3 protein-coding genes are annotated in these 1,751 nt (G+C 40.5%); all 3 read right to left on the bottom strand.

What is annotated here, in order from left to right; translation table 11 throughout:
• Window positions 1–1,064: IS66 family transposase (locus QOS10_RS09235; protein WP_283595185.1), on the bottom strand; the 1,064-nt coding region annotated here is incomplete at its 3' end.
• Between the two features lie 71 nt (window positions 1,065–1,135).
• On the bottom strand, window positions 1,136–1,492 hold the full coding sequence (gene tnpB, locus QOS10_RS09240) for an IS66 family insertion sequence element accessory protein TnpB (RefSeq protein ID WP_016497106.1): 357 nt from the start codon (window positions 1,490–1,492) through the stop codon (window positions 1,136–1,138).
• Window positions 1,482–1,670, bottom strand: coding sequence for a hypothetical protein (locus QOS10_RS09245; RefSeq protein ID WP_283578319.1), 189 nt, complete (start codon window positions 1,668–1,670; stop codon window positions 1,482–1,484). The genes tnpB and QOS10_RS09245 overlap by 11 nt, the downstream gene beginning before the upstream one ends.
• Window positions 1,671–1,751: the final 81 nt, after the last annotated feature.

Here is a 1,751-nt window from a genome sequence, read left to right on the forward strand (position 1 = left end):
ACCGCATGGAGAGCTTTCGAATACTTTAATTGCTTCTTACTCAGTAATTTAGTGATTCGAATAAACTCCCGACGAATATGAACTAAGCACGAGCCAAATCGGGCATTGGAATATAAACGATTACTGTAACCGCCATAGCCATCACACATGATAAAGCCCGGATAGTCCTGTCCGATAATATCGCCAATTACTTTTCCTGAGCGTGTATTACGATAGTGAAAAATCACCATCTGATGACGACTAAATTCGCTCGTGGTCTTGGTTGCCCAAAAATAGCTGGTGTTTTTAGCTTCGTCAATGACCTTAAATGGCGTTTCATCCATTTGAATTACGTTTTCACCTTGCATTAATTCGGTTAGCCGGTCATACAGTGGTTTCAAGTATGTTTGACTAACTGTAATAATATTAGTGGCGAGTTGACGACCACTAACTGGCAAACCAACGGCTTGCCAGAGCTTTACTTGTCGATGAAAGGGTAAAGCTAAGGCAAATTTATATTCAGCTACTTTAGCCAAAATACTACTAGAAACATAACTGTGAGGCAGTAATGATTGAGGCATCTGGCTACTAATGATGATATCTTTACCATCTTCGTCACAGTCATTACACTTATAGCTTTCTTGGTATAAATTCACACAATATAACTCGGCTGGCTTCAGCCGGACTTCACGGCTATACAAATGATTACCAATCTTTTTCATCTGTTCATGGCACTTTGGACAATCCTCATTAGTTAAATGAATCGTCTTATCTACTTGAGGTAACCTATCCAAAAAAGCGGTCCGCTGACCAGAAACCTTGGCTTTCCGATGACGCACCACTTGTTTTTTCTGCTTTTCAATCACTTCCGTGATTGAAACATTAGAATCTTGCAGCTGAGCTAGTTCATCATCACTAAACAGTGATTGCTGACCATCAACTACGGACTCAATTACTTCAGTTTTTTTCCCAAACATTTGGTTTTGTTGAAGCTTAATAATCGCTGTCAACTTATTAACCTGGTCCTTTAAAGCCTTGATTTGCTGCTTAAGCTCTCGATTCTCCTCTACTAAACTCTTACTCATAGTACGTCACCTCCCTTTAAATTATTCTTCGGTAATTATATCAAAGAACAACGATTTTAAACAGAGGTAATTCAATAAAAGGTACCTGGTTGGGCTGCTTTGATCCGACGAACTGGCAACGGGTTTAATCCTTTCAATAACCAATCCAATTGCCTAGCTGATAACTCTTTAGCTTCACTACTATGTCTTGGCCAGCTCAAATGACCATTCTCAAAACGCTTATAGAGTAAAATAAAGCCTTCACCGTCCCAAAGTAACCCTTTGAACCGATCATTACGTGACCCGCAAAAGAGGAACAGAGAATTATCGTATAACTCTAGTCCATAGTTTTCCGCGATAACCATCGCCAGCCCATCAATTCCTTTACGTAAATCAGTTTTCCCGCAAACCAGATAAACATGGTCTGGATCGTGCCAGTTAATGAGCATAATGCACCACAGTCTTTACAATCTCGGCCGCAAGGCTGGGATTGGTGCCTTTGAAAATTGTTAATTGGATATTTCCAGCTTTCATTTTAACGACTGGCCGCGATGAAATTTTGGCCTTACTAACCGGCTTACCTTTGGCTTTGAAAACGGGTGCCACAATATCATGCTTCTCTTCCATAAAGAAATCCTCCTGTACTGAATCTTATGTCTTCAGTATAGGGGGATTGGTCGACCGCGCCTAGACGTATCGTTATTGACT

It is taken from the genome of Limosilactobacillus galli, from assembly GCF_947381495.1.
In the GTDB taxonomy this organism is placed as follows: domain Bacteria; phylum Bacillota; class Bacilli; order Lactobacillales; family Lactobacillaceae; genus Limosilactobacillus; species Limosilactobacillus galli.

What these genes read in the sequence shown, in the direction of transcription:
- QOS10_RS09245 (WP_283578319.1), bottom strand. Translation starts at nt 1,670, where the DNA reads ATGGAAGAGAAGCATGATATTGTGGCACCCGTTTTCAAAGCCAAAGGT.
- tnpB (WP_016497106.1), bottom strand. Translation starts at nt 1,492, where the DNA reads ATGCTCATTAACTGGCACGATCCAGACCATGTTTATCTGGTTTGCGGG.